We start from the raw sequence: 22554 nt of genomic DNA, 5'->3' as shown, positions 1-22554 counted from the left end.
GGGAGAAGGGGCGCGGATGGCTCCGCGCCCCTCTTGGTGCCTTCCGGCCCCAAAATCCCTTGCGGTGCTGCCGACCCCGCAAGGGCAAAACCCTGTGGCTCCGCCGGCCTGTCACGCTCGCCTCAGCGGCCGTATGCAGAGGTGCTGGCAACGGCCCGCGCATCCGCCCAGGCGATCAGGTCTCGCCGGCGGTACCGGATGGACCGAGCGGACACCTTGACGAAGGAAGGACCACCACCACGCAGGCGCCAGTTCTGGAGCGCACGAACGGTGTAGCCTAGGAAGTTCGCTGCTTCGTTCTCATTGATCAGGCGGTCAAGGTGATCGGGATCTTGCTCGATTTTGACAGAGGGCGCCGCGGCCTGCATGGATTCCACTCCTCAACGATTGGCGTTGCTGAGGGGAACAGTGGGGCCGGATCAGTCCAATGGATATTCCAATGGTTTGGATTTGGAACTATTGGCGTCCTTTGCCGCAGTCTCCGGCAAAGAGCGGCGATATGGTTTTCCGCAAGGTCTCATCATGCGGCTTGCTGTCGCTAAAGCCGGCTTGCGGGTAGTGCGCCATGAGCCAATGGCGGACGCGCGGGTAGAGCGCTTGCATCGAAGCCTCGAAATCGATCTGGCCTGCCTCTTTGAGAGCCGTATAGGCTTCCGCGATCTGTCGCGCTGTCCCTTCGGGGCCACGCGTCTTCACGGCCGGCGCTGGGGCGAATTGGTCGTGCCAGCGCCTCTTTAGCTGCTCTTCCCAGTGGGCAGGCATGACCCTGACTTCTAAAAAACGGATTCCCTGGTGCTCCAATTGGGACTGACTCCAACCCACGAAGCCGGACCAGGCCCCATTGGGAATGGCTATGGCGCTGTCTTGGAGCCGCCGAGGTGCCTCGAAGCCGAAGCCCACCACGGCGCCACTGGCAAGGTATTGAAGAAGGTTTTCCTTCAGCGCCCGGTCAGCTTCCACTCGGGCTCCCGCCTGGGCTCCCAGGTCCCGGAACAGTGCCGTAGGGTCTTCTGTGGGGCCGGCGTCGGCAACGCGATGCAGTTCTTCCAAGAGGGACTCACTATGGGCCTTCTCGTATCGGCTCAGCAGGTCCGGATGGGGGAATAACTTGAGAGCGGCGCTCAGGTTCCGGCCATGCTGCCAGAACCAAGTCGGAAGGGTTGGAGGGGTGTCAGACACAGATAAGCACATGTAAGCTTATGTTACGTTATGGGGCCACCGGCAGCGAAGGGCCATGGACCCTTACGTAAGGTAACACAACGTAGATGCGGCGATTCGCTGCCTACGTCAATGTCGCGGCGTCTGGCAGGTCGCAGGGGATGCGGCAGAACGGAGACATACATACGTATGTCGTGCGCGACTGGGTCTGAGGCTGCGCTAGACGCTCTCGGGGGAGCCAATGTCAGACAGGTATCTATTGGATTTGTTCACCCCACACACGTGGGACCAATTCCTCAAGCATGGGTCGGATGTATCGGGGTTCAAGCTGCGGCAACACAAGTTGGCCAAGGAGCGCGGGAGGCCTGGGACGATCTTTCTGTGCTACCTCGTCGGCCTATCTCGCTGGTGTGGAGCCCTGAGCATCGAGGGCAAGCCATACGTCGACGATTCGCCCATCTTCTACGAGAGCGATGATCCATTCGTTGTTCGGTTCAAGGTGAAGCCGATCGTCACCTTGCCAATCGAACAGTCAGTTCCGATAACGGTGCCAGAGGTGTGGAACAGCCTCTCCCTTACAGATGGTGTACCGCTTGGTTCCTTCGGCTGGGCACAATCGATTGGCTTCCGCGCATCCCTCCGTGAGATCCCTGCAAAGGACGGCCGGTTCCTACTCGAACTAGTGAAGCGACAAAAGGCCGAGGCGACTCTGTATCCGCTAACTAAAGAAGACGAGCGGAAGCTGCGCCAGCGGGCGGTCATTAAGACAGAGAAAGGCGAAGTGGAGGTAGAGGTTCCGGATCGCGAGGAGGAGGAACAATCGGAGGCGGTGCACCGTTCGTCAGCCGACGGCAAGGAGGTCCGAACGTCCATCCAGACTCAAGCCGCGTTGGCAAGGATTGGCGCCCTCATGGGCTTCAACGTATGGATACCGGCTTCGGATCGGGGCGCAGTCGAGCAAATACTGTCGGCAGACCTACGGCCAAAGCTGCTCAGCCGCCTCCCATTGAACTACGACGACGTTACCCTCCGCACGATACAAAACATCGATGTTATCTGGCTAAGTCGTCGCTCGATTCGCCGGGCATTTGAGGTTGAGCAGACCACAAGCGTATACAGCGGGCTCCTGCGCATGGCGGACCTGTTGGCCCTCCAGCCAAACATGGATATTGCGCTCCATATAGTCGCGCCGGATGAGAGAAGAGAGAAGGTAAAGAGCGAAATATTGAGGCCAGTTTTCTCGCTGCTAGAGCGCGGACCCATGTCGAATAGTTGCTCATTTATTGCCAACAGCCAAATCGAAGAGCTGTCTAAAATGCAGCATCTTGCACATACGTCTGACTCGATCCTCGAGGAATTCGCGGAGTCTTTCGACGAATGAGTATGGCTAGCCATTCAGCTCCCTACGCGCGTTTCGGGAAGGGCACCACGTTCGCTGCGGGGGTCGGCTTGGCGGGCGGTGCGAATGACCGATCCAGGATGCCGGCCACCTGGGCGGCCGCTTCCCGCACCGGATCATCTGCGAAGTGGGCATAGCGCATGGTCGTCTGTATCTGCGTGTGCCCCAGCAGCTTGCCCATCATGGGAATACTCAGCCCCTGCATCACCCCGTGCGAAGCGTAGGTGTGCCGCAGATCGTGGATGCGGATACCGTCCAGGCCGGCCGACTTGCGAATCCGGCGCCACGGCTTTTGTAGGTCGGTGACGTGCTGCCCTTCGATGGCCCCTTGGATCACGTATTCGTTTTCCGGGTCGCGGGGCAGGTCGCTAAGCACGGTTTGGGCCGGTTCGGGCAGGGGGATTTTCCGGGCGCCGGTCTTGCTCTCTGGCAACATCATATAGGGCGGCTGGACGTAGCTCCACTTGAGGGTCTGGATTTCGCTCAGGCGGCAGCCGGTCAGGATCAGGAGCTTGAAGGCGGCCACGACAAAGGGGGTTTCCGTCCCCTCTTGTTCCGCCTTATCGAGCACCCGAACGAGGTTCGCGATCTCTTCCAAGGAGAGGCAGCACTCGCGCTTGCGCTCCTTATACTTCTCGACATGGCGGCAGGGGTTGGAGCCATCGGGGCGCAGCCCCCAGACTTCGGCCAGATTGAACATCTTGGACAGGACCCCAAGGGTCCGATTGGCCTGATAGGGCTTGTCGCGCAGCTTATGGTGCAGTTTCGCGATATCGGCCCGAGCCACGTCGACGATCTTGAAGGGGCCGATGGCCGGCTTGATAAAGAGGTCGACCGAGCGGCGATACTCCCGCTGCGTGGTCGGCTTGCAGCGGTGGGCCACGTAGTCCCTTAGAAAGCGGTCGCAGACCGTCGCCACGGTCGGGGCCTGGCGGTGGCGGCTGATCTCCTCGGCGGGGTTGTCGCCGCCGGCCACGGCCCCCAGGAGCTCCTTGGCGCGGGTACGGGCCTGGTCCGCCGTCACGGCGCCGTGCTTGCCAATGGCGATCCGCCGGGTGCGCCCGCCGTTGCGGTACTGGACCATGTAGGTCTTCTTACCACTGGGCAGGACGCGGACGCCAAAGCCGCTCACATCGTCGTCGAAGACGATGTAATCGCCTTCGCGGGTAGGCAGGGCCTCGACGGTTCGCTTGGTCAGTCTCGCCATGTATCTGGTTCCTGTACGGGTCTCTCTGGAAGCGCTATGGAAGCGCCGTGGAAGCAATCTGTGGCGAAGACTATGAGTCTTGAGAGTCGTTGGTGTCCAGAGAAAAGACAGCAGTATCAGGGCATTACGTAGTGTGGCGCAGGTGGTGGTGGCCTTGGCGTAAGGTGCCGCAACTATCTCATAACCTGAAGGTCGCAGGTTCAAATCCTGCCCCCGCAACCAACAAAACACCCCGCCAATCCGGCGGGGTGTTTTGTTGGTGGGGTCAGGATCTGAACCTGTGCCCTCCTGTGGTTCTGAACCCCCTCATAACTTGAAGGCTGAGGGCGTGAAGAAAACCTTCCGGGGGAAGGTTTTTAGCCCGAAGGTCGAGCACGGGCGAACAGCCCGAGCGCAGACTGCGCAGGTTCAAATCCTGCCCCCGCAACCAACAAAAAGCCCCGCCATTCGGACGGGGCTTTTTGACACCCAAAAGAACAAACTCCAAAAACTCAGATGCGCACACCAATGGCGGATACCGCCCGCGGGCAAGCGAGCCTGTCCTATCACAGCCTCAAAGTCCGCAGCCAAGGCAAAGCACTCAATCCGTCAGTTCGAATTGCCGACCAATGACTTGGGGAGCGGATGCCAGGATCCTACCGAACGGGCCGTCCGCAATTCGAAGCTCTAGGACCAACACCATTCACGCAATCAAGTGCGGTCCGCAGCTGGCCTGCTCAGGCGCGTAGGGGGAAGAGAAAGTGGCTAGCGGCCGACTCCAATTCCGGAGGCCCGGAGTCGCTTTGGCCGATCTGCTTCCAAGGGAAATCTCTCGACGTAGTCCGCCCGTGTCCCCGAATCAGAATTTATGGGGTCTGCATTAAGGCTTGCCGCCGATCCTTACGAGACAATCGCCGCGATATTACAGATTCATATTTACACCTTTACGATAGTTCGGATATTCTACTTGCAGTTGCTTCACGGTGCCGTGTCACGGGGTTTCTGACAGGGGGCTTCTAGTGCGCTGCCGCAGTCCGTAGCTTCGAAATTCACCGCACCTGAAAATTTGAGCGAGCCGGTCGAATGTGCCGGAACGGGAGAAGTTTGTCCGTCGATTGGGCCTCAGAGGGAAAGTCATTTGCCATGCGAAGCATACTCAGCCACTGGAACGGTTTTCGAACGCTCTCGCTGAGTGTTCTGGCGGCGGCATTTTTCCTCATCGTTCTTTGTATGAGTGCTGGTTCCGCGGAAGCGTCCTGGTCCGGTTACAAGAACGGTCAGAACTGCGTGCCGGACGGATCGCCTTTGGGTGGAACCTGTGAAACGGTAGCCGATGCCTGTGAGAGCTGGGCACTCTACCGGACGACCTGGGTAAGGCGGATCGAGCATCACTACGATTCAAATGGACAAATTACCGGGGCCACCTGTGTCATTCGCCACTTTTTGGCGGTTGGTCAGGATTTCCGGGATCCCACTTATCCGAGCTGTCCGGCCGGCTATGAAGTCAACGGAAACGCTGCTTCTGGCTGCCAACTCGCCGTTCCGGAACGGGCTCTGGGGCAGTGTGACAAGTGTCGATCACAATCGCTGGCAGGGATGGGCGACCCGGATCTCGGTCCGACGGTTGGCAATCCGATTTCACTTGCGACCGGCAACAAATTTCAGGCGGTGACCGACTACCGGAGCGGCGGAGCGCATCCGCTGAGTTTTACGCGCTACTACAACAGTCAAAGCAAGATCACCGGCGTGATGGGGCCGGCTTGGCGCCACGGCTTCGAGCGGCGCCTCGCATTTGTCAGCGGTAGCCGGACGAACTACTACGCGGCAGACGGCAAGGTTTATATCTTCAACAAGGTCGGCAGCGATTGGCAACCTGACAGTGACGTCGTTCTGTCACTCTCCGATTCCGGTGGAGAATGGTCACTGAAGGACAAATACGACCGCCTTGAAACCTTCGACAGCAACGGACGGCTAACCGGTATCGTGGCCAAAGACGGCTACCGCGTGGCTTTAGAATATTCGGGGCAAGATGGCGCGTTGTCTCTTGTTCATGATTCCCATGGACGCAGGCTGCGGTTTTCCTATACCCCGGAAGGGTTGGTCAAGTCCGTGAGCGGTGGAGACGGAAGAAAGTACCGCTACGGGTATCGCCAGCTTTATGCCTTCGAAAATCATCCAACTACTCTATTGGCGGAGGTCGTCCATCCGGACGACACCCCGCTTGATTCGGACGACAATCCGCGGGTGCAGTATCTGTACGAGAACCCGGCCTTTCCTGCGGCGCTCACCGGCGTGGTCGATGAGAACGGCGCAGGTTATGCCACCTGGACCTATGACGTGGAAGGACGGGCGGCCTCGAGCGGGCACGCGGGCGGCACGGACCACCATTCGGTCATCTACAACGTCGATGGTTCGCGCAGCGTTACGGGGCCGCTCGGAAAGCAAACGAACTATCACTTCACCACGATCAATGGACTGCCGAGGGTTTCCCAGATCGAGAGGCTCGTGGCCACCAACAGTGCGGCGGCCACGTTCGGTTTCGGATACGACGCCAACGGTTTCCTTTCCAGCACGACCGATTGGGACGGCAAGGTCACCAACTACGTTCATGACAGCCGCGGCTTGCTGACAAGCATGACCGAGGCCGTCGGAACGGCCGACGCGCGCACCACGACGACGACTTGGCACAACGACTTCCGTGTGCCGGCGCAGATCGTGGCGCCGCGCCGGACGATCGACATGGCATACGACATCGACGGGTTGCTGACCGGCCGCCAAGTGACCGATACGACCAGCCACATTCTGCCCTATTCCACCAATGGCCAAACCCGTGGCTGGGCGTATGCCTACAGTGATGGGGGCGAGTCGCCGGCCACCCCTACGCCGCTTCCCGACGTGCCGCTAACGCTCGTCAACCCCGGCGCAGAGACCGGCGACATGACCGGATGGACGGTGACGCAAGGCGGCTTCACGGTGCGCTCCGCCGGCCCGGCCCCCGCCGAGGGCAGCTACTATTTCTATGGCGGAGAAGATATGCCGGAAAGCCGCATGCACCAGGATGTGGCAATTCCATTGGTCAACGAGTCTGAGGTCGATGGCGGCCAGAGAGCCGTGCGGATTTCTTGGAAACACAACACCTACCAGGGTGGAAGCAACGGGACTGTTGTCATCCGGTTTCTTGACGCTTCTGGTCTGATAATCGGCGATGAATTCGAGTATCTACGTTCAAGCGTCACGACGTGGTCGCCTAGCAGCATTGCCGTCAACGTTCCACCTTTAACCCGAAAGATCCAAGTCGAAGTGCGGGCGATTCGCCTCCAATACGTCGGAAACCACTCCTATTTCGATGATTTCGCGATGTTGTTGGAGGGGCGGGACCCGGTGAGGCTTCCCCTGGTTGTCCAGAACGCCGATGCGGAGACCGGCGGTCTGTCCGGCTGGACCAGCGAGGCCGGCGCCTTCCAGATCAACTTCGACAATCCGCTGCCGGCGCAGGGAGATTACTATTTCCATCCCGGCGCCGCGGCGGAGAGCCGGCTTTCACAGGATGTCCAGTTTTCCGCCGGCCAGTTCGCCGCCATCGACGGGGGAAAGCGGGAGTTCGAAGTCACCTGGCGTCAGTATTCCCTCGAAAGCGCCGATGCCGGATCAGTCGGCATCCGTTTCTTTGACGGCTCCAATGCCCAGATCGGACCTGTGGTCGAGTCGCCGTTGATCGCACCGACTTGGTGGCAGGGGCAAAAGCTTGTCGAAGTCGTGCCGCCGGGAGCGCGCAGCGTGCGGATAACCCTGCGCAGCGTTCGCGGCGAGGGAACCACCAACAATGCCTATTTCGACTATGTCTTCGCCAACTTGATCGCTACCGACGTGCCTCAACTGCCGCTGCCGCGGCAAGTGGTTAGCATCGATGGACCACGCGGCGACGTCACTGACACAACGGCCTTTTCCTACGATGAAGTCGGTCAGTTGGCCACGGTTACCAACGCCCTCGGTCATATGGCCAGTATTACGGCCCGTGACGGAAAAGACTTGCCACTTACCTTGCTGGATGAAAACGGGGTCGAAACCGAACTTTCTTACGACTTGCGAGGCCGGCTGATCGAAAGTCGGGTCAAGGCGACGGCTGGGGATGCGGTCACCACCTATGCCTATGACGATGCCGGACTCTTGACGGCCGTCTCTCTGCCTGACGGCAACAGGGTCTACTATGAGTACGATGCTGCGCAGCGACTGACGGCGGTCGCCAACGACCACGGTGAGCGCATAGAATATACGCTCGATGCCATGGGCAACCGTACCGTGGAAGTGCTGCGTGCCGGCAGCGGCACCATCCTGCGCAGCCAGACCCGGGTCTTCGACGAGCTCGGCCGCCTGCTGCAAAGCGTCGGCGCCAGCAGCCAGACGACCGCCTACGGCTACGACACCAACAGCAACCTCACCTCGATCACCGATCCTCTGAGCGGCACCACGGCGCAGGCCTTCGATGCCCTCGACCGCCTCGTGCAGCAGACCGATCCCTTGAGCGGCATCACCGGCTATGCCTACGACGCCCAGGACAACCTGGTCTCCGTGACCGATCCGCGGGGGCTGGTGACGACCTACACCTACAACGGCTTCGGCGACGTCATCCAACTGGAGAGCCCGGACACTGGCGCGACCGTCTTCACCCTGGATGCCGCCGGGAACGTCGTCTCCCAGATCGACGCCCGCGGCGTGGTGACGGACTTCACCTACGACGCCCTGAACCGCCCCCTGACGCGCAGCTACCCGGCCACGCCGGCGGAGAACGTCGCCTACGGCTACGACGATACCTTGGCGGGCAACCGGGGCGTCAGCCGCCTGACCTCGGTCAGCGACGACAGTGGGTCTACAAGCCTGTCCTACGACGACTACGGCAACCTGGTGACGGAAAGCCGGACCATCGGCGGCGTCGTCTACACCACGAACTACAGCTTCGACGTGGCCGGCAATCTGCTGCAGATGACCTATCCGGACGGGCGGATCGTCAGCTACGGGCGCGACGCCCTGGGCAGGGTCACCTCCATCACCACCCAGTCCAGCGCGAGTGCGGCGCCGGTGGTGGTCGCTTCGGACATCGCCTACCAGCCCTTCGGGCCGGTCGCCTCGCTCACCTTCGGCAATGGCGTTGTCCTGACCTACAGCTATGACCAGGACTACCGTCTGACGGGGATCACCGCGGGCGACGGCGTCAACGGCGTGCAGAACCTGACGCTGGCCTACGACAACGCGGACAACATCACTGCCATTACCGATCTGCTGGACGGCACCCGCAGCCAGACCTTCCAATATGATGGCCTTTACCGCCTGATCCAGGCGGCCGGGCTCTACGGCACCATTGACTATGGTTACGACGCCGTCGGAAACCGCACCAGCCGTAGCATCGTTGACAGCCTCGGCACGCTGAACGAGACCTACACCTACGACACGGCCAGCAACCGCCTGCTGTCCCTGAGCGACGGCGCCACGACCCAGAGCTTCAGCTACAGCGCCAGCGGCCAGATCGTCGCCGACGACCGCGGCGCCGGCACGGATCTGGGCTTCGTCTACGACGACAGCGACCGGCTGGTGCAGTTGCAGTCCGCCGGCCTGGCGGATACGGACTATCTGCACAACGCCTTCGGCGAGCGGGTCGCCAAGGAGGTGTTGGGCAGCAGCGACATCACCCACTTCCATTACGGCCAGGGCGGGCAGCTGCTGGGCGAGAGCGACGCGCTCGGCGCCTTCCAGCGCAGCTATATCTACCTGGACGGCCTGCCCATCGCCCAGATCGAGCCAGTCGGCGGCGGCGCCACCCAGGCCGACGTGACCCAGGACAACGCGGACCTGGGCGTCCTGGTACAGGGTAACTGGACCGGCGCCAGCAGCCTGCCGGGCCACGAAGGAACGGATTACCTGGTTCACCCCGGTGCCGAGCCCTTGCCGGCCGGAGGCACGCTGCTGGACAACAGCTCCCCGGCCTTCTCGACCACCGGCCTCTGGCCTTCCGCCAGCGCTCTGCCGGGCTTCGAGGGCGCGGATTACCAGAGCCGCAGCGCCGGCGGACCCTTCGCGGCCGCTCTGGAGGTCGACAACCTGGACGCGGCGGCCACCATTGCCGGGCCCTGGAATCTGACCAGACGCACCTTGGGCGGGCATTCGGGCCCGAACTATCTGTGGCGTGAGCCTAACGGCGTCTCGCCTGAGGCGATCTATTTGGACAACGCCGGGCCCGAATTTACAGAGACTGGTTACTGGCTTATTGGCCTCACTACAGCAGGTGGTCAGTTTTACGGCTCAGATTTTGAGTTTATTGACCACAACTCCGATGGAACAGACACGATCGTCGTCGACAACTCGTCTCCTGAGTTCAGCACCACTGGACCTTGGCAAACGGCAACTTGGCAGGATGGTGGAACGCCGTTTGACTTAGATAGACGCTGGCTCTACGCAACCGATGTGTCGCCACAGGCTATTTTGGTTGACAATATGGATGTCGGATTCTCGACAGTAGGTGCTTCATGGAATACCTCAACGTACACCGGGTATGGTCGGCTTGTCGGGCCGAATATCCAGTGGCTGAATGAACAGGTGGTGCCTCCTGATGCTCAAGTAATTGACAACACTGATGCCGGAGCAGTTGCGGTAGGAAGTTGGCCCATTTCGACGAATAGTTCTGACCGCTACGGTAACAATTACTTCTACAACGCAGCAGGGAGTGGCAACGACACATTCACATGGACTCCAACATTGGCCGCCAGTGGCGACTATGAAGTTTTAGCCTTCTGGCCGAACGCACAACCCAATACCACTCAGGCGACCTTTGCGGTTTTTCATGCCGGCGGGAGCACCGACGTAGTTGTCAACCAACAAACTGGTGGTGGACGCTGGGTATCGTTGGGGACGTACCATATGGAGCCAGCGAGCAATCATCGAGTTGTATTGAGTGACGCTGCTTCAGGGGGCTATGTGGTCGCCGACGCCATCCAGATACGACCAGTGGGCGCTGTGCCCAACACGGCAAAGTGGACGCCGGACATACTGCAGGAAAAGGAGTACCGTATTTACGCTTGGTGGTCTGCTGCAAGCAATCGGGCGAGTGATGTAGTTTACACCGTGTTTCATGCTGGCGGATCAACTCCGGTTCAAATGAACCAGCAACAGGGTGGAGACGGATGGAACCTTCTGGGAACTTTTACGCTCAGCCCGAATAGCAACCATCGAGTGGAACTCACAAATCAAGCCAATGGCGTCGTTATGGCTGATGCAATCCAGTTCTTTCCGGTCGATGCGACCCCTTTGACCGCAACCTGGGAACCGGATTTCCAATTGGCTCAGGACTACAAGGTTTACGCATGGTGGACGGCTACCAGCGCCCGGGCTGCCGACGCAACCTACAAGATCCATCATGCGGGCGGCTCCAGTGACGTGTCCGTCAACCAGCGTTCCAATGGTGGTCAGTGGAACTTGTTGGGAGCGTATTCTTTCGGGTCGGGGAGTAACTATCGTGTGGAATTGACTAATTTCGCGCGAGGATCTGTCGATGCAGATGCAGTGAAGTTCGTGCCGGTTATTCCGAATCCTATGGCCCCCCCGCCAACAGCTACCTGGACACCGGAAATCACGGCATCACGGGAGTATGCTGTGTATGCCCGATGGACGGCGGTTGCCAATCGAGCAACGAATGCGACCTATAAGGTTTTTCACGGTCAAGGCTCTACGCCGGTGGTCGTGGATCAGCAGCAGGCCGGAGGCCAATGGAATCTTCTCGGCACGTATGGCTTTAGTCCATTGAGTAATCATCGGATCGAACTCTCAAACCAAGCAAATGGCCGGGTCTCGGCTGATGCCATCATGATGGTTCCAACCGACGGTGCCCCCAACAGCGTCACCTGGACGCTGAACGTGCCGGACAATGAGTACTACAAGATCGAGACGCGTTGGGTGACGCGTGACAACCGGGCCACCAACGCACCCTACACCGTAAACCATGCCGGCGGCAACGACACCATTCCCGTGGACCAAGCGGTCACCTGGGGCACTTGGGTATCGCTGGGCAGCTATCTCATTCCGGGTGACGGCTCGGGCTCCGTGGTGCTGACCGACCAGGCCAATGGCGTGGTGCAGGCCGATGCCGTGCGCCTGACCGCGGATACTGCCCAGGTCCGCACGGCGACCTGGACCTACAGCGCCGTGGAGAGCGGCGACTACCGGGTCTTCGCGCGCTGGCCGGTGGGCGAGGGGCAGGCGACCGATGCCAAGTACACGATCCAGCACGCCGGCGGCAGCAGCCTGGCCACGGTGAGCCAGGCCCGGCGCGGCGGGCAGTGGAACGAGCTGGGCGTCTTCGCCTTCACCGGCGGGCAGGACTACGCCATCACCCTGTCGGACGACGCCAACGGCACGGTGGTGGCCGACGCGCTCTACATCGTGAAGGTGGAGCCGCTGAGCGACGCCGTCACCTGGACGCCGTCCCTGCCGGCCAGCGGCAGCTACCAGGTCTACGCCAAGTGGACCGCCGACGAGACGCGGGCCACGGACGCGCGCTACGCCATCGCCCATAGCGGCGGCACGGCGCAAGTGAGCGTCAACCAGCGGGTCGGCGGAGGGCTCTGGCACTACATGGGCAGCTATGCCTTCGATCCGCTGTCGAACCCGACGGTGACGCTGGCGGCCAACGACAACGGCAGCGTGGCGGCGGACGCGATCCGCTTCGTCGGCGGGCCGGGCGGGGCGACCGACGTCGCCTACCTGCATACGGACCACCTGGGCACGCCCCAGGCCATGACGGACGCCAACGCGCAGGTGCTGTGGTGGCGCGACCAGACGCCCTTCGGGCAGACGGTGACGACGGGGGGCTTCAGCCAGAACCCCTTGCGCTTTCCCGGCCAGTTCGCCGACGCCGAAAGCGGCCTCGCCTACAACTACTTCCGCGACTACGACCCGGCGCTGGGACGCTACATCCAGAGCGATCCCATCGGGCTGAGAGGTGGGCTGAATACCTATGGGTATGTGGGTGGGAATCCAGTCAGCAAAATCGATAGGAAGGGCCTCGCGGCAATTCCGCCATACACTCCTCCACCTCCGCCTGCAAATGACAACAATCCGCCACCGTCGTGCCCGACAATTTGCAGGAAGGTTGGGCAGTACAATCTAGGTGAGGTACCAAAAGAATGGTATCACTTGTTCCCCAATTACAAGTGGAGATGCGACTACGCATGCCCGCCTACTGGTCAGATTGTAACCAAGTACATAGTCAATACCCTTGGCTGCCCTGATATCCATATTCTTGGACAAGGCTAATGTGTAAGAACGGCGTCCAATTGACAGAGAGGGCTATTCAGCTATATCGCGAAATGGCCCGTTCGATAGGCCAAGGGCCTCTTGCGCTTCATCTCGTATGGGATGTAACGGCAGCGGAGAGCACTGGAGTTTGGGAAGTTGGCTTAACGCCTGAAGCGCACTTTACAGCGGCTGGCCAGCAAATGCTGGATAAGATCATCGCAGGAAGGTTTGATGGAATTCTAGTCGTAATAGACGGGCCGATCGCGAAGCCGGCATCGGAATTGAGCATCAAGATCGATGCAACGGCAACAGGAGGCAGCTTCATAGCAGCTATCGACTGAAGAGCGACGCAACGTGAAGGTGGAGCCGCTGGCCGACGCCATCACCTGGGCGCCGTCCTTGCCGGCCAGCGGCACTTACCAGGTCTATGCCAAGTGGACCGCCGACGAGACGCGGGCGACGGACGCGCGCTACTCCATCGTCCATAGCGGCGGTACGGCGGCGGTGAGCGTGAACCAGCGCGTCGGCGGCGGCCTCTGGCACTACCTCGGAAGCTATGCCTTCGATCCGCTGTCAAACCCGACGGTGACGCTGGCGGCCAACGACAACGGCAGCGTGGCGGCGGACGCGATCCGCTTCGTCGGCGGGCCGGGCGGGGCGACCGACGTCGCCTACCTGCATACGGACCACCTGGGCACGCCCCAGGCCATGACCGATGCCAACGCCCAGGTGCTGTGGTGGCGTGACCAGACGCCCTTCGGCCAGACGGTGACGACGGGGGGCTTCAGCCAGAACCCCTTGCGCTTTCCCGGCCAGTTCGCCGACGCCGAAAGCGGCCTCGCCTACAACTACTTCCGCGACTATGACCCGGCGCTGGGCAGGTACATCCAGAGCGATCCGATCGGGCTGCGAGGTGGGCTGAATACCTATGGGTATGTGGGGGGGAATCCGGTTCGGTATGTAGATTCGTCGGGTCAGTTTACTGAGTTAGCGCTAGGCTCGTGCATTGCTGGAGGACCGCTTAATCCAGTCTGCGATGTCGCAATCATTGTTAATGGTTGCAAGTGGATTGTGATTGGGGGCGGTGTGGTGGTTGCAACCATCATGCTTTCTGAAGATACCTGCGAAGATTGCGCAAAAGAACATGATGATGACCGCAAGGCGCTAAACGATCTGATCAATGAGGCGACCAATGGAGGCCGCAAACCGCTATCAAGTGACGATGCAGATACTATAATTGACTGGGCTAATGAACAGGGTATTGGTGGTGTGAGGGATGATCGTGGAACTGGTCACTGGGAAGGCGGCGACCACATTCACGTTCCCGGCTCCGGAATAAGACATATTCCTGCGAATTAAGGGTGAATGACTATGCATAGTCCTTCAGGTTACATGATACTCCGAAGGCCAGAGTTTAGTGGCTATGCTAACGCTCCTGCTCCGTGCCTAGAGATTGGTAGAGCTAGGGGCTCATTTCAGTACAGCGGGGTAGACCGGCTTCCGTGGAGTGACTTGGATGAAGCGCACTATGCAGGTGCCTTGCCGGAGGAAGTTGAGGCATTTTGGGAGGAGCTTAATCGGACAAAGCTTAGTTGGTGTGATTTTCGGTTGGCTGTTTCGTATCAGAAGACAAAGGCGGTTTTGTCTTATTTTGCGGAGCTACGCGAGAAGAATGAAATTTGTGCGATCCAATGCGGCGATAGGCAGTCCTCTAGCTCGAAAGCTTTCGATTCTCCTGTGCAATGGCTCGGTATTGATGTGTACGTTCATGGATACGGGTCGGTCATTCGAGGTGGTGTCTTTCAGCGACCAGATCTATTCTCTGAGTTTGTACCAGAACTAAACAGATATGGCCTTTTCAATCTGACTGAGAAACCCATTCCGTTGCTGATGGAACGATGCCGCGCCATATCGCCTGGTGAGAATGTGGAATTGTTTCCGCAGGAACGAGAGCTGTGGCAGCAAGTGTTGGTGGGAAGGAGCTTGTAACGCTGAAATAGTTACCGTTCGGTCTTCATCCAGGCATCTCCATTTGCGTGTGCAATGAGGGTAATCGCCTGACCGCCGATCCCGCGGCGCTGCGCACGGCGAGCTGGACCTACAGCCCGGCTGAGAGCGGCGACTACCGGGTCTTCGCGCGCTGGCCGGAAGGCGAGGGGCACGCCACCAACGCCCCCTACACGGTCCAGCATGACGGCGGCAGCAGCCTGGTCACGGTGAGCCAGGCCCAGCGCGGCGGGCAGTGGAACGAGCTGGGGGTCTTCACCTTCACGGGAGGGCAGGACTACGCCGTCACCCTGTCGGACGACGCCAACGGCACGGTGGTGGCCGATGCGCTCTACATCGTGAAGGTGGAGCCGCTGAGCGACGCCGTCACCTGGGCGCCGTCCCTGCCGTCGAGTGGCTCTTACCAGGTCTATGCCAAGTGGACCGCCGACGAGACGCGGGCCACGGACGCGCGCTACTCCATCGTCCATAGCGGCGGCACGGCGGCGGTGAGCGTGAACCAGCGGGCCCATTCTTGAGTACTCTTGGGGCGGCCTCTGGCGCTACCTCGGCTCCTATGCCTTCGATCCCTTGAGCAATCCCACGGTCACCCTGGCGGCCAACGACAATGACAACAGCGTGGCGGCGGATGCAATCCGCTTCGTCGGCGGGCCGGGCGGGGCGACGGACGTCGCCTACCTGCATACGGATCATCTCGGCACGCCCCAGGCCATGACGGATGCCAACGCCCAGGTGCTGTGGTGGCGCAACCAGACGCCCTTCGGGCAGACGGTGGCGGCGGGCGGCTTCAGCCAGAACCCCCTGCGCTTTCCCGGCCAGTTCGCCGACGCCGAAAGCGGCCTCGCCTACAACTATTTCCGCGACTATGACCCGGCGCTGGGCAGGTACATCCAGAGCGATCCGATCGGGCTGCGAGGTGGGCTGAATACCTATGGGTATGTGGGGGGGAATCCAATTGGAAGGATTGATCCAAGCGGACTGGATCTCATTCTCATAGGCGAGGATGGCGGGCTGGGCAAATTATTCGAACTGGCAGCCAAGACGTGGGATAGAGAGAACTGCGGTTGCAATGAAATCGTACACGTTGGGACCGGAGATGAAGCTGTTGAAGCGATTGAGAGCTATGCATCTAGAAACAACGGTGTCGACGGCCTTCAAGTATTTGCGCACAGCGCGTCGGACGGCGTCTATTTTAACCAAGGGGTAACGATTAACAGTCTCTATTCTGATGGTGCGGGGTGGTGGCTCTCTTATGTTCCCGGCGGCCAGGCGAGAATCGAGGAGATTGACCCAGATTTGTTTAAGCCCGGCGCGACGATCCAGCTCTTTGGCTGCAACACAGGTGATGGAGATACTTCATTCGCTGAAGCGCTTGCAAAGCACCTTGGAAGGCCGGTGACAGGTTCGCAGAGTCCAACTCATTTTGAGCCGAGTAACATTCGGAGCGACTATAAGGGGGCCGTTCGCATGGTCCCCGATAATCCGAAAAAGGGATGGACGACCTACAAACCTTAATGTTGGTGAGGAATAATGAGAGTCTCCGTTTTCCGACAGGTGCTTTGTGTGATTGCTGTGACGTTCCTTCTCGTAGGGTGTATGCGGTCGCCAGGAGACCTTTTCGACAAGATGATGGCGACAGACAACAATGAGGATTTCAGGTTTCTTTCGGCACAGGCGATGGAGCTTGGAAAGGATTCAATTCCAATTTTTCTTGCCATCCTATCTCGCGAGATCCCGCCAGAACGCAAGCTCTCGGTCATTGAGTTAAGCAAAAATGGCGTTTGCTTGGCTCGCTTAAATGATCTGGCCAAGGAAGGAATCTATAGCATCTATGAGATCCCAATTTTGCTCAGGCATATGGAGCAAGAACCTTTCGACCTCCATGCATCGCTCATTCCGGCGGAGACCCTGAGGTTGATCACCGGGCTGGATGTCGGATATAGCGAACAGTTCGTGGCAGGCTTCACCAAAGCCGATGAGCCGAAACGGAAAAAAATGCTCTCTGCTTGGCGAAATTGGTACGAGGAGAAGATAGCAAGTGAAGGTTAGTGCTGAGTTGTTGGCGGCAATATTGCACTGCTGAAGGGCAACGATTTCTACGCCATGGTCACTTGTGAGCCGGTTGCGGCCAATTCTATTCCCCGGCGACGGCTCGGGCTCGGTGGTGCTGACCGACCGGGCCAACGGGCAGGTGGTGGCCGACGCCGTGCGCCTGACCGCCGATCCCGCGGCGCTGCGCACGGCAATCTGGACCTACAGCCCGGCTCAGAGCGGCGACTACCGGGTCTTCGCGCGCTGGACGGAAGGCGAGGGGCATGCCACCAACGCCCCCTACACGGTCCAGCATGACGGCGGCAGCAGCCTGGTCACGGTGAGCCAGGCCCAGCGCGGCGGGCAGTGGAACGAGCTGGGGGTCTTCACCTTCACGGGCGGGCAGAACTATGTCGTCACCCTGTCGGACGACGCCAACGGCACGGTGGTGGCCGACGCGCTCTACATCGTGAAGGTGGAGCCGCTGAGCGACGCCGTCACCTGGACGCCGTCCCTGCCGTCGAGTGGCTCTTACCAGGTCTATGCCAAGTGGACCGCCGAGGAGACGCGGGCGACGGACGCGCGCTACTCCATCGTCCATAGCGGCGGCACGGCGGCGGTGAGCGTGAACCAGCGGGCCCATTCTTGAGTACTCTTGGGGCGGCCTCTGGCGCTACCTCGGCTCCTACGCCTTCGATCCGCTGTCGAACCCGACGGTGATCCTGGCGGCGAACGACAACGGCAGCGTGGCGGCGGACGCGATCCGCTTCGTCGGCGGGCCGGGCGGGGCGACGGACGTCGCCTACCTGCATACGGACCACCTGGGCACGCCCCAGGCCATGACGGACGCCAACGCTCAGGTGCTGTGGTGGCGCGACCAGACGCCCTTCGGGCAGACGGTGGCGGCGGGCGGCTTCAGCCAGAACCCCCTGCGCTTTCCCGGCCAGTTCGCCGACGCCGAAAGCGGCCTCGCCTACAACTATTTCCGCGACTATGACCCGGCGCTGGGCAGGTACATCCAGAGCGATCCGATCGGGCTGCGAGGTGGGCTGAATACCTATGGGTATGTGGGTGGGAATCCTCTGACACGCATTGATCCATATGGGAACCTAACTGTCTACGTCTGGAGAGGTAAGGGCGAGCAATGGGGACATGCATCTATCGAGCTGGAAAATAAAACGTACATAAGCTGGTGGCCTGATATTTACAACGCTGAAGAAACCAAGAGCATGGAATACAACATCTATTGTGCTCCTCCGCTTGAGCGGACACTAAACCTCGACAGCAGGGATGAAAGACGACGCCCAGATACTGCGATCAAGATTGATGGTCTTGATGAGGAAGCGATCCAGAAGTGGTGGGATGAGTTCAGAGATAGCCATAGGTGGTGTACCCTGGATCAGAATTGCTCGACTACTGTTGCGGAGGCGCTCGATGTAGGAGGTGGAATGGTGGATGCGCTAATTGGAGGAGGCCGTCCCAGTCCTGTAATTTGGGCCCCTGAAGATGTTGAAGCGTATGCCGCTGCTATCACGATTGGTCAGACCATCCGAAACGCACTCGGGAGAATCTTCAAATGATTGTGAGGGAGCGGCGGCTGCGCGGGGCTGTATTAGCACTTTCCATGATAGCCGCATTTTGGATTTCCGTATGCCATGGCCTCGCCCAGGAGGGGGAAGTGCCGATGCCCGATCCCGATGTAGATTACGCTTGGCAACTTGGCGATGATGAGGCGCGTGAGCTGATCCAGAAGATCAAGTCTCTGCGATACGGAGACAAGCTCGATGATGTGAGGAAGCTTTTGGGAAAAGCTTCACGCGATATCGATTTATTCGACAAAAAGCGCAAGTTCTCGGCGCATTTGCTCGAGTACCCAATCCGACGCGTTCGACCGGAGGGAGGGAACCTCTATGACCAAGAAATCCACCTTTTTTTCGATGAGTTGGGGAGATTGACTGAGATCGGTTACAACGCGATGCGACCGCTTATGGGAGACATCATCGACAAAGGTATGGGTTCCCGGACGGGTACGGAGTTTTTTCTCACCAGACCACCTGCCAGACAGCAATCTGAGTAGTGGCTACGGGGAAGCAATCTTTGAGCCGGTAGGAATACGGTAGGCATCTGAGGGGTGCCGTTCTTGGCCAAGGATGGTTCAAGTGGCTTTGGGTATCGCTTTGATTTTTGCCGCTAGGCCTCCGATCCGTTATCGAACCCCACGGTTACGCTCAGGGTCTAGGTGATTGGTAGCGTGGCGGCGCTGCGCACGGCGAGCTGGACCTACAGCCCGGCTGAGAGCGGCGACTACCGGGTCTTCGCCCGCTGGCCGAAAGGCGAGGGGCACGCCACCAACGCCCCCTACACGGTCCAGCATGACGGCGGCAGCAGCCTGGTCACGGTGAGCCAGGCCCAGCGCGGCGGGCAGTGGAACGAGCTGGGGGTCTTCACCTTCACGGGAGGGCAGGACTATGCCGTCACCCTGTCGGACGACGCCAACGGCACGGTGGTGGCCGACGCGCTCTACATCGTGAAGGTGGAGCCGCTGAGCGACGCCGTCACCTGGGCGCCGTCCCTGCCGGCCGGCGGCACTTACCAGGTCTATGCCAAGTGGACCGCCGACGAGACGCGGTCGACGGACGCCAGCTACTCCATCGTCCACAGCGGCGGCACGGCGGCGGTGACCGTGAACCAGCGGGTCGGCGGCGGCCTTTGGCATTACCTCGGAAGCTATGCCTTCGATCCCTTGAGCAATCCGACGGTGACGCTGGCGGCCAACGACAACGGCAGCGTGGCGGCCGACGCGATCCGTTTCGTCGGCGGACCGGGCGGCGCCACGGACATCGCCTACCTGCACAATGACCACCTCGGCACGCCGCAGGTGATGACCGACGCTTCGGCTCAGGTCTTGTGGTGGCGCGACCAGACGCCCTTCGGGCAGACGGTGACGGCGGGTGGTTTCAGCCAGAGCCCCCTGCGCTTCCCCGGCCAGATCGCCGACGCCGAAAGCGGCCTCGCCTACAACTATTTCCGCGACTACGACCCGGCCCTGGGCCGTTACATCCAGAGCGACCCGATCGGGCTCGGGGGCGGGCTGAATACCTACGGGTATGTGGGGGGTGCACCTCTGAGGTATGTAGATCTGTATGGCCTGCGGGAGTATCCGGATGACTTCTTCGGACCGTTGCCGGAGAACGGGTATTTCAAGTCGGAAATGACGTGGACCAGATGTGGGAACATACCACCCGCTCCTCCCGGGGCTGATGTTAACGCGAACATGCAGGAGGCTGACGATAGTTGGGATCCGTTCTGGTTCTACAATCAGGTAAGAAACGGTGGTCCTTGGGATTACAAGCAGCAAGGGAGGAAGTATGAGGATTTTGGGAACTTCAACTTTGGCGCCTCGGGCTCTGCCTTTGGTTTCCCAGAGGGCGTGTTGCGACGAGGTGCCGGATGGGCTAACCAAAAGGCAGACCCCACTCGCAAGGGGCTGGGTGATCCACTCGGGGGGCCCCCATACGGCGACGATCCCGCTGATCAGGAGCAAATTGGGAAAGGAATTAACTATTGCGAATGCATGGAGTACTGAGTGTGCGGATCTTCATTGTGCTCGGATTGGCATCATTCCTGGCTTCTTGTGATTCAAGCATCTGTAGCAATACTATGATCCATGAGATTGCATCACCTGATGGTGAGATCATCGCTGCAGTGTTTGAACGGGACTGTGGAGCAACGACACCATTTGTTCGTATCGTAAACCTTCGGCGGTCCGAGGCAGAGTTTGATCCGAACATGGATGATGCATGGGTGTTCACGATTCATGGACGGTCCGATGTCAAAGCGTGGTGGTTGGGTGATCGCAGCCTCAAAGTGACCTATTCGGCGACCGGTGATCAGCCAACAATGCGAGAGAAATGGAACGACGTCTCCGTCTCATATGACTGAGATCAACCAATGGTCTTCCGGGAGCTGGAGCCCGAGGCTTTTTTGGCAAGTGATTGTTGAAGTGGCTGGCCACGACTGAAATTGTAGAGGAGGAGTTGGCGACGGGGACCCGATGAACCAGACGGGCAACCTCGGCGTCTGGATGCCGCTGGGCAGCTATCTCGTTCCCGGCGACGGCTCGGGCTCGGTGGTGTTGACCGACCAGGCGGACGGCCGGGTCATCGCCGACGCCGTGCGCCTGACCGCCGATCCCGCGGCGCTGCGCACGGCAATCTGGACCTACAGCCCGGCTCAGAGCGGCGACTACCGGGTCTTCGCGCGCTGGACGGAAGGCGAGGGGCATGCCACCAACGCCCCCTACACGGTCCAGCATGACGGCGGCAGCAGCCTGGTCACGGTGAGCCAGGCCCAGCGCGGCGGGCAGTGGAACGAGCTGGGGGTCTTCACCTTCACGGGCGGGCAGAACTATGTCGTCACCCTGTCGGACGACGCCAACGGCACGGTGGTGGCCGATGCGCTCTACATCGTGAAGGTCGAGCCGCTGAGCGACGCCGTCACCTGGGCGCCGTCCCTGCCGGCCGGCGGCACTTACCAGGTCTATGCCAAGTGGACCGCCGAGGAGACGCGGGCGACGGACGCGCGCTACTCCATCGTGCACAGCGGCGGCACCGCGGAGGTGACCAGGAACCAGCGGGTCGGCGGCGGCCTCTGGCACTACCTCGGCAGCTATGCCTTCGATCCCTTGAGCAATCCGACGGTGACGCTGGCGGCCAACGACAACGGCAGCGTGGCGGCCGACGCGATCCGCTTTGTCGGCGGGCCGGGCGGGGCGACCGACGTCGCCTACCTGCACAGCGACCACCTGGGCACGCCCCAGGCCATGACGGATGCGAACGCGCAGGTGCTGTGGTGGCGCGACCAGACGCCCTTCGGGCAGACGGTGACGACGGGGGGCTTCAGCCAGAATCCCTTGCGCTTTCCTGGCCAGATCGCCGACGCCGAAAGCGGCCTCGCCTACAACTACTTCCGCGACTACGACCCGGCGCTGGGACGCTACATCCAGAGCGATCCCATCGGGCTGAGAGGTGGGCTGAATACCTATGGGTATGTAATGGGGAATCCACTGCGGTGGGTTGACCCGTATGGGCTTCAACAGGCTCCAATTCCGGACCCCAATGGCGTAGTTCCTGGAGGTCCCTGGACTCCAAACGATGCCCAACGTAGAGGAAATTTCTTGGGTCCGAAGCCACAAGGAGGCGGTGGACGCGCTCAATGCCAGTGGGTTCCCGCCGAAGCCGATGGCGGTCCGCCCGGTAGTCAAGGATATTGGAAGACCAATCAATCGGGCCAAAAGGGGGGGCAACAAAGGTACGATCAACAAGGCAAACCGATTAATCCGGACGAAGCGCACCCCGGTACGCCTCCCCCGCTGCCAAAGTTACGTTCCTTCGGTCCCTTGATCTTATGCCCCCTTCCCGTATGTGAGGAAATCTTGAGGCAGGAGCGGGAGCGACAGGGTTGCAATAGCGAGTGTAGACTGGAGAGTTAG

Annotated in this window: 17 protein-coding genes; 14 read left to right on the top strand and 3 right to left on the bottom strand. The window is 60.3% G+C overall.

Annotation, left to right across the window (positions count from 1 at the left end; all coding sequences use genetic code 11):
* Positions 1 to 122: 122 nt before the first annotated feature.
* A complete protein-coding gene (locus tag AAFN88_RS16885) occupies positions 123 to 368 on the bottom strand; it encodes a helix-turn-helix domain-containing protein (RefSeq protein WP_347521600.1) in 246 nt (81 codons plus the stop codon).
* A gap of 88 nt (positions 369 to 456) precedes the next feature.
* A complete protein-coding gene (locus AAFN88_RS16880; RefSeq protein ID WP_347521598.1) occupies positions 457 to 1050 on the bottom strand; it encodes a hypothetical protein in 594 nt (197 codons plus the stop codon).
* A gap of 451 nt (positions 1051 to 1501) precedes the next feature.
* Here AAFN88_RS16880 and AAFN88_RS16875 point away from each other — a divergent pair, with 451 nt between their 5' ends.
* Complete coding sequence (locus tag AAFN88_RS16875; RefSeq protein ID WP_347521597.1) at positions 1502 to 2539, top strand: hypothetical protein; 1038 nt, start codon at positions 1502 to 1504, stop codon at positions 2537 to 2539.
* Between the two features lie 22 nt (positions 2540 to 2561).
* Here AAFN88_RS16875 and AAFN88_RS16870 read toward each other — a convergent pair whose 3' ends face one another.
* Complete coding sequence (locus AAFN88_RS16870; RefSeq protein ID WP_347521596.1) at positions 2562 to 3764, bottom strand: tyrosine-type recombinase/integrase; 1203 nt, start codon at positions 3762 to 3764, stop codon at positions 2562 to 2564.
* Between the two features lie 1122 nt (positions 3765 to 4886).
* Between AAFN88_RS16870 and AAFN88_RS16865 the strand changes: the two genes are divergently transcribed.
* The 13 genes from AAFN88_RS16865 (at position 4887) to AAFN88_RS16805 (ending at position 22554) form a co-directional block, all read left to right on the top strand.
* Positions 4887 to 13043, top strand: a complete 8157-nt coding sequence (locus tag AAFN88_RS16865) for an RHS repeat-associated core domain-containing protein (RefSeq protein ID WP_347521595.1) — start codon at positions 4887 to 4889, stop codon at positions 13041 to 13043.
* Positions 13043 to 13366, top strand: coding sequence for a hypothetical protein (locus tag AAFN88_RS16860; RefSeq protein ID WP_347521594.1), 324 nt, complete (start codon positions 13043 to 13045; stop codon positions 13364 to 13366). The genes AAFN88_RS16865 and AAFN88_RS16860 overlap by 1 nt, the downstream gene beginning before the upstream one ends.
* 13 nt (positions 13367 to 13379) lie before the next feature.
* Positions 13380 to 14384, top strand: coding sequence for an RHS repeat-associated core domain-containing protein (locus tag AAFN88_RS16855; RefSeq protein WP_347521592.1), 1005 nt, complete (start codon positions 13380 to 13382; stop codon positions 14382 to 14384).
* Between the two features lie 153 nt (positions 14385 to 14537).
* A complete protein-coding gene (locus AAFN88_RS16850; RefSeq protein WP_347521591.1) occupies positions 14538 to 15014 on the top strand; it encodes a hypothetical protein in 477 nt (158 codons plus the stop codon).
* Positions 15015 to 15061: 47 nt separating this feature from the next.
* Positions 15062 to 15550 (top strand): hypothetical protein, encoded by a 489-nt coding sequence (locus AAFN88_RS16845; RefSeq protein ID WP_347521590.1) that lies wholly within the window; start codon positions 15062 to 15064, stop codon positions 15548 to 15550.
* Positions 15551 to 15602: 52 nt separating this feature from the next.
* Entirely contained in the window at positions 15603 to 16547 is a 945-nt protein-coding gene (locus tag AAFN88_RS16840; protein ID WP_347521589.1) for an RHS repeat-associated core domain-containing protein, read from the top strand.
* A gap of 111 nt (positions 16548 to 16658) precedes the next feature.
* Complete coding sequence (locus AAFN88_RS16835) at positions 16659 to 17081, top strand: hypothetical protein (protein WP_347521588.1); 423 nt, start codon at positions 16659 to 16661, stop codon at positions 17079 to 17081.
* A 73-nt stretch (positions 17082 to 17154) separates the two neighbouring features.
* Positions 17155 to 17712: a hypothetical protein gene (locus tag AAFN88_RS16830; protein WP_347521587.1), complete on the top strand. Its 558-nt coding sequence runs from the start codon at positions 17155 to 17157 to the stop codon at positions 17710 to 17712.
* Positions 17713 to 17779: 67 nt separating this feature from the next.
* Positions 17780 to 18643 (top strand): RHS repeat-associated core domain-containing protein, encoded by an 864-nt coding sequence (locus tag AAFN88_RS16825; RefSeq protein ID WP_347521586.1) that lies wholly within the window; start codon positions 17780 to 17782, stop codon positions 18641 to 18643.
* Positions 18640 to 19140, top strand: coding sequence for a hypothetical protein (locus tag AAFN88_RS16820; RefSeq protein ID WP_347521585.1), 501 nt, complete (start codon positions 18640 to 18642; stop codon positions 19138 to 19140). The genes AAFN88_RS16825 and AAFN88_RS16820 overlap by 4 nt, the downstream gene beginning before the upstream one ends.
* 174 nt (positions 19141 to 19314) lie before the next feature.
* Complete coding sequence (locus AAFN88_RS16815) at positions 19315 to 20649, top strand: RHS repeat-associated core domain-containing protein (RefSeq protein WP_347521584.1); 1335 nt, start codon at positions 19315 to 19317, stop codon at positions 20647 to 20649.
* Positions 20650 to 20651: 2 nt separating this feature from the next.
* A complete protein-coding gene (locus tag AAFN88_RS16810; protein ID WP_347521583.1) occupies positions 20652 to 21005 on the top strand; it encodes a hypothetical protein in 354 nt (117 codons plus the stop codon).
* Positions 21006 to 21117: 112 nt separating this feature from the next.
* Positions 21118 to 22554, top strand: coding sequence for an RHS repeat-associated core domain-containing protein (locus tag AAFN88_RS16805; RefSeq protein WP_347521582.1), 1437 nt, complete (start codon positions 21118 to 21120; stop codon positions 22552 to 22554).

Source organism: Pelagibius sp. CAU 1746 (genome assembly GCF_039839785.1).
Lineage (GTDB): Bacteria > Pseudomonadota > Alphaproteobacteria > Kiloniellales > Kiloniellaceae > Pelagibius.
This window is presented reverse-complemented; position numbering and strand designations above follow the sequence as displayed.

Excerpts from the sequence above, each read along its gene's own strand:
- AAFN88_RS16885 (WP_347521600.1), bottom strand. The coding sequence starts at position 368 with ATGCAGGCCGCGGCGCCCTCTGTCAAAATCGAGCAAGATCCCGATCAC.
- AAFN88_RS16870 (WP_347521596.1), bottom strand. The coding sequence starts at position 3,764 with ATGGCGAGACTGACCAAGCGAACCGTCGAGGCCCTGCCTACCCGCGAA.
- AAFN88_RS16865 (WP_347521595.1), top strand. The coding sequence starts at position 4,887 with ATGCGAAGCATACTCAGCCACTGGAACGGTTTTCGAACGCTCTCGCTG.
- AAFN88_RS16860 (WP_347521594.1), top strand. The coding sequence starts at position 13,043 with ATGTGTAAGAACGGCGTCCAATTGACAGAGAGGGCTATTCAGCTATAT.
- AAFN88_RS16835 (WP_347521588.1), top strand. The coding sequence starts at position 16,659 with ATGATGGCGACAGACAACAATGAGGATTTCAGGTTTCTTTCGGCACAG.
- AAFN88_RS16820 (WP_347521585.1), top strand. The coding sequence starts at position 18,640 with ATGATTGTGAGGGAGCGGCGGCTGCGCGGGGCTGTATTAGCACTTTCC.
- AAFN88_RS16805 (WP_347521582.1), top strand. The coding sequence starts at position 21,118 with ATGAACCAGACGGGCAACCTCGGCGTCTGGATGCCGCTGGGCAGCTAT.